Raw genomic sequence first — 5,508 nt, 5'->3', positions numbered from 1 at the left:
ACCCGCAACTTGGGTTAATATAAAAAACAAGATAAGAGAATCCAACATTTCCAATTTTTTCCTTTTTTACAATATATAGAAAAATTGCACACCGAACTATGCAATTTATGTCAAACTTATCCTTCTGGTTGTAAGGTATAGTTAACCCTTATTTAATAAATTTTTTAAATTTTGGATGATGAATATTCACTATCACAATCCAAAACTTAAAATTTGGTCAGTTATTAAAGCAATAATTAAGCAGTCTTAAAAAATCGAATAATTTCGCGGACATGATCGAGAAATTGTCCATCTGTGGAAAGTTGCGCGATCGCATTTCTGGCTTCTCTCCCCAAACGCTCATGTTCTGTTTGATTTGTCGCCCGTAATTCTTCCAGGTTAGCCGCAATGCGGGCTAAATCTCTACGAGTCTCTTCAGCAAAGCGTTGTTGAGTCGCGGCTAAGGAATAGGGTTGTTCGGGGTTGAGTTGATCTTCCAATGACTGGATTTTTTGTTCCAATATAGAGAAGCGATCGCGCAGTTCAAAAATATCTTCGCGGGGATACTTCCATTCTTGGCGAATCATCGCTAATCGCGCGTATAAATACTCATAAGCTCGAATCGCTGGACGCAGAATTGTTAATAACAAAGCTGCACCAGAACTTATATATCCCACTGTACTAATACCAGTGACAGCAAGAGTATAAAGACCAACGGCTGAGAATAAGTGTAAAGCAATGGCAACCCAGAGCGATCGCTTTGCCAAAAGTGTGACATACTTCACTTGCTTTTCATCGACTGGAATTCCTTTCTCAGTTGATTGTGCGGCTTCTGCTAAGACTTCTTTGGCTTGAAAATGCACATTCCACGGTACGGTAACAATTACTAACAGCCACCAAAAACTAGCACCACCAATCACCCAATCAAGAAAGTTACCAGCAGGGATGTGCAACCATTGCAATAAGCCAAAAGCCGCTAGCACTACAACCACAATTCCAGCAATGGAACTGATGAAAAAGTTAATATACATCTTCCCCTGTCTCCGGCGAAACTATACCTCGATCATGACTGTGCTCCAGCAGTTATACATAAAGTCTTGTGATGGTTTAAATGTTTGCACATACCTGCTATTGGATGAGATAGCTACGCCAAATTGGTTGAGTATCTTTGCTACCTTTTTCTGGAATTAGCGATCGCCAAGTTTTACCTTCTTGCTGAATTTGCAAATAAACGTCAAAGGGTTGTTTTGGTTGCGTCAAGCTTCGTTTTGGTAGCTTAACAATTAAGTCGTAGGTTCCCCGAACGTGGAAAGCTGGTAAATTTTCAATCGTCAGGGGTTGTTCTTGGGTAATTGATAGCCGCTTGATTTCAAATCCTTGAAAGTCTAAATCCAACTGTTGGCTAAGTTTTTGTTGAGTTTGCTCTAGCCCAAGTGCGATCGCTTTTTGCACTAACTCGCTAGTTGGTAGCAGTCCAATACTGCCACAAGCTGTCACTAGCACCAGCAATATTGCTGTCAAAACTAACCGCACCATGTTATTCCTGAGATTCCACTTATCAGCGATAGTATAACTGTAGATTCTCTCAATTCTCTCATCTACCATGCCAAAACAGTCTATAGGTCTTGATAACCAACTCTACAATTATCTTTTATCTGTTTCACTACGGGAACCAGAGATTCTTGGGAAGTTACGCCAAGAAACCGCCAGTCATCCCCGGAGTGGAATGCAGATTTCACCAGAACAAGGACAGTTTATGAGACTTCTGGTGCAGTTAATTGGAGCGAAGAAAACCCTGGAAGTTGGAGTGTTTACGGGTTATAGTTCACTTTCTGTAGCTTTAGCACTACCAGATGATGGCAAGATTATCGCTTGTGATGTGAGTGAAGAATTTACTGCGATCGCTCGGCGGTATTGGCAAGAAGCTGGAGTTGCCGATAAAATCGATCTCCGATTAGCACCAGCTTTAGAGACTTTAGATCAATTATTGGCAACTGGTCAAGCAGAAACCTTTGACTTTGCCTTTATTGATGCTGATAAAGAAAATTATGATGGATATTATGAGCGATCGCTACAATTAGTGCGTCCAGGTGGATTAATTGCTATTGATAATGTTTTATGGTCTGGACAAGTTGCTGATGAGCAAAATCAAGATGAAAGCACCCAATCTATCCGCGCTCTCAACAAAAAGTTACATCATGACGAACGGATAACACTCTCCCTTGTCCCCATCGCCGATGGACTTACTTTAGCCATCAAGCGACCTTAATACAGCAGGGGCGCACAGTTAGTTGTGCGCCCCTACCACCTGTTCTATTTCTATTTATCGAACAGAATTCAAGAGTCAGGATGAATTCTGACCAAAAAAGCGGTAGCGAGTATTTTCAAGTCGCGTCTTGATTCTAACCAGAGCTTTCTTAGTCTCCGGCTCTACTCCTGAATTCTGACTTCTGAATTCTGACTTCTGAATTCTTCTTCATTTAAAAGTTGTAGCCAACTCCTAATAGTAGCCCGACATCAGTTTGATCCATAAAAGCAGCATTTACGGCACCTGTCACCGTAAATCGAGAACCTACAGGAAGGTCTACACCACCAGTTAGAAGTAAGCCAATGTCAGTATCAAGATTAGCTTCAATTGCTACGCCAGCACCGATGTAAGGAGATATAGCAAAGCTTCTTTCACCCACCGAACCTGCTGCGCGGGGAGAAAAATCCAAAGTTACGGGAACTAGGAATATTGTATCGTCCCCAAAGATCACCGATGGTCGCACTGATAGATAGTTTGTCAGACCAAGTTTGCTGATGACTGTAAAGTTACCCTCGCTCAAAGCTGTATCATTGCCGCTCAAACCAATGTTACCAGCGACTCCGAGATAGCTTCTGCCACCACGAGTAGCTCTACCTACATTCACATCAGGCGTTGTGCCATTCGTGCCTGTTGGTGGCTGATTTAACTGACTGATGTTAATATCAGGCGGGATTAGGACTTGGTTAATTGCATGGATAATACCATTGCTAGCTTTGACATCTGCCTGAATAACTCTGGCATTATTCACCGCAACTTGATTGTTAGCCGAATCGATTTGAATATTTACAGGTCTTTCTTCAAAGGTTTTCAGTTCCCCAGTCGAAAGCTGACTAGCAGTTACCGCACCAGGAACCACATGATATCTCAAAATCTTAATCAATGCTTCTCTGTTTTCTGGTTGCTCTAACTGTTGTAAGGTAGCAGCAGGCAAAGCAGCAAATGCATCATTGGTAGGAGCGAAGACTGTATAAGGGCCAGGCTGTTGCAGAATATCTACTAAACCGGCTGTCTTTAGTAAAGAAGTTAGAGTTGAAAAAGAATTACTGGATGAAGCAAGAGAAACAATATCAGTACCGGTTTGAGTTCCAGCGACAATATACTGACTAGCTGGAAGATTGCTAGCAATGGGTTGTAGCCGTCCTTGTCTAGCCAAAGCTTGATATAAAAGTGCTGCGGCTTCAGCGCGAGTTAGCGACTGTTGCGGATTGAGTTGTTTCACATCCGGGTAGTTGACAACAAGATTACCTGCTGTTGCTGCTGCCACACTACCAATAGCGTAATCTGGGATAGCTGAGGCGTCGTTGTAGTAAGTACTAAGAGTACTTGTATCGCCACCAGACAAACCCAAGCCACTACTTAAAGCAACAATCCCCTGCACTCTAGGGATTTCTTGATTTGGTCTAAACACGTTCCCAGGATAGCCTGCCAAAAATCCAGTTTCGTAGGCTAGCTGAATTGCAGAAGCCGCCCAATAGCCAGCAGGAACATCACTAAATCCACCGGCACTTAATTGCCGAACTCGGTTTTGGTTACTGAAAGCTCTTTGAATCAAGGCGGCAAATTCAGCACGAGTTACAGGTTGATTCGGTCTAAAGCTGCCATCAGGAAAGCCAGCAATCACGTTATTGTCAGCCAGGACTTGAATGAAGGGACGCGCCCAATAATCTGAAGAAACATCAGACAAGTTAACTGTTGAAGTTGGTGCTGGTGTTGGTGTTGGTGTAGCAGATGGAACAGTAGTTTGAGATGAAGCTGGTGTAGAAATTACGATGGGAGTTATTATCGCAGCTGTCATGCCCAGAACTAACAAAGCAACCTTTGCTGATGACCAGCGAAACAAACTAGACATGGAAATATCCTCTTTGCAATTTATTGGGTTGACTATTGGAAAATACTGGATGCAAGGTTAAGTGAATACAAATATCCAGATGATTATTAGGTTTGCCTTGATATAAAAACCAGAAATGAAACTCCTTCACTCTGGCTGGAAAACTCAGATGTGGGACATTACAAGTAGTTGCTCTAACATCTCATAACATTGATCCCCATGTTTACCACACATAGTATAGTATATGATTCCTATTTGTTTTTTAAAAAAACGCAAATCAAACTAAGCATAATTAGAGACACTGTGGCAATCTGATATGTTGCAATAATAAAGATAATTAGTGCAAGTAGGCGATTTTATCAGTTATAAAATTGCAGTCAAGTAGTCAAAGAATTGGCTTTTAATAACCGTTTCTTTATGATTGCCGATGAGGGTTAATGCCGTCAACCTCAATGCATCATGTTCTTTAACAAGGGTTAAGAAGTAAAATCAGTCTTGGCAATATGCTGTATTATTAGTCTTTGAGCAAAATTATACAACTAACTAATGGCTGGATTTTTAGGAAAAGCTTTCACTCTTTAGATAGTTGACCCGTAATGGAGAATTTGGCAATACTAGATGGGAAATTAGCGATCGCAATCAAAATTCTGACCATGATTGCGCCAACACTTTTTGCTAGGAATTATTTTTGGCAAAAGACTATTTCATGAAAAGGAACCCAGAGATAAACTAGGATTTTTGGAAGAGGTCTAATCTCTATCAGTTCTGCTTATAACTCCTCTGGAGCTATGGCAACAAATCCAGTTTTCACTCCCCGCTTAAACCCAGCATTTTCATAGAAGTGCAACGTCTCCTCACGTTTTGAGCCACTCAGAAGCATTACTTTATAGCACTGTTGCTGCCATGCTAAAGCTAATGCATAATGAAGCACCTGTGTACCAAATCCCTGTCGTCGGTAATCGGGGTGAGTGATGACATTTTCAATAATGCCGTATGGACGTGCGCCACGCGTCAAGTTGGGAACAATGGTTAAGTTACACGTTGCGACTAACTGGCTAGCAATATCAGCCACAATGTAATACAAACGGGGATCATCTAAAATCCCATCCCAGATGGATTGTAAAACATCATCAGCAGGTAGAGGCGCATCTACAGGATTTAAGTGGTGATACAACGCCAGAAGTTGGGGAAGTTCGTCGCGTGCAATCAGGCGAACGGTAATTATCGGTTTAGACATCCAGATAAAAAAATATCCAATTAACTATTGTAGGGTGGGCGTCTCGCCATAGGTGTCAAGTTAAGGCTGGTTCCCAAATGTCAAGTGACCTTTTGGCATTATCCCTATGCCGTTTGCGAACAGCTTTAACAAGTCCCATTGAGCGATGATTTTCGA

The 5,508-nt window shown here is 41.8% G+C and carries 5 protein-coding genes; 1 reads left to right on the top strand and 4 read right to left on the bottom strand.

Going from position 1 to position 5,508, the window contains the following annotated elements:
- Positions 1–236: 236 nt before the first annotated feature.
- Both A4S05_RS33940 and A4S05_RS33935 read right to left on the bottom strand, forming a co-directional pair.
- On the bottom strand, positions 237–1,010 hold the full coding sequence (locus tag A4S05_RS33940) for a hypothetical protein (protein ID WP_069074167.1): 774 nt from the start codon (positions 1,008–1,010) through the stop codon (positions 237–239).
- A 97-nt stretch (positions 1,011–1,107) separates the two neighbouring features.
- Complete coding sequence (locus A4S05_RS33935) at positions 1,108–1,515, bottom strand: hypothetical protein (protein ID WP_069074168.1); 408 nt, start codon at positions 1,513–1,515, stop codon at positions 1,108–1,110.
- Positions 1,516–1,582: 67 nt separating this feature from the next.
- Between A4S05_RS33935 and A4S05_RS33930 the strand changes: the two genes are divergently transcribed.
- Entirely contained in the window at positions 1,583–2,248 is a 666-nt protein-coding gene (locus A4S05_RS33930) for a class I SAM-dependent methyltransferase (protein WP_069074166.1), read from the top strand.
- A 211-nt stretch (positions 2,249–2,459) separates the two neighbouring features.
- Here A4S05_RS33930 and A4S05_RS33925 read toward each other — a convergent pair whose 3' ends face one another.
- Positions 2,460–4,136: a fasciclin domain-containing protein gene (locus tag A4S05_RS33925; RefSeq protein ID WP_069074165.1), complete on the bottom strand. Its 1,677-nt coding sequence runs from the start codon at positions 4,134–4,136 to the stop codon at positions 2,460–2,462.
- Positions 4,137–4,884: 748 nt separating this feature from the next.
- Positions 4,885–5,352, bottom strand: coding sequence for a GNAT family N-acetyltransferase (locus A4S05_RS33920; protein WP_069074164.1), 468 nt, complete (start codon positions 5,350–5,352; stop codon positions 4,885–4,887).
- Positions 5,353–5,508 lie beyond the last annotated feature (156 nt).

It is taken from the genome of Nostoc sp. KVJ20, from assembly GCF_001712795.1.
Lineage (GTDB): Bacteria > Cyanobacteriota > Cyanobacteriia > Cyanobacteriales > Nostocaceae > Nostoc.
This window is presented reverse-complemented; position numbering and strand designations above follow the sequence as displayed.

What these genes read in the sequence shown, in the direction of transcription:
- A4S05_RS33940 (WP_069074167.1), bottom strand. Translation starts at nt 1,010, where the DNA reads ATGTATATTAACTTTTTCATCAGTTCCATTGCTGGAATTGTGGTTGTA.
- A4S05_RS33935 (WP_069074168.1), bottom strand. Translation starts at nt 1,515, where the DNA reads ATGGTGCGGTTAGTTTTGACAGCAATATTGCTGGTGCTAGTGACAGCT.
- A4S05_RS33930 (WP_069074166.1), top strand. Translation starts at nt 1,583, where the DNA reads ATGCCAAAACAGTCTATAGGTCTTGATAACCAACTCTACAATTATCTT.
- A4S05_RS33925 (WP_069074165.1), bottom strand. Translation starts at nt 4,136, where the DNA reads ATGTCTAGTTTGTTTCGCTGGTCATCAGCAAAGGTTGCTTTGTTAGTT.
- A4S05_RS33920 (WP_069074164.1), bottom strand. Translation starts at nt 5,352, where the DNA reads ATGTCTAAACCGATAATTACCGTTCGCCTGATTGCACGCGACGAACTT.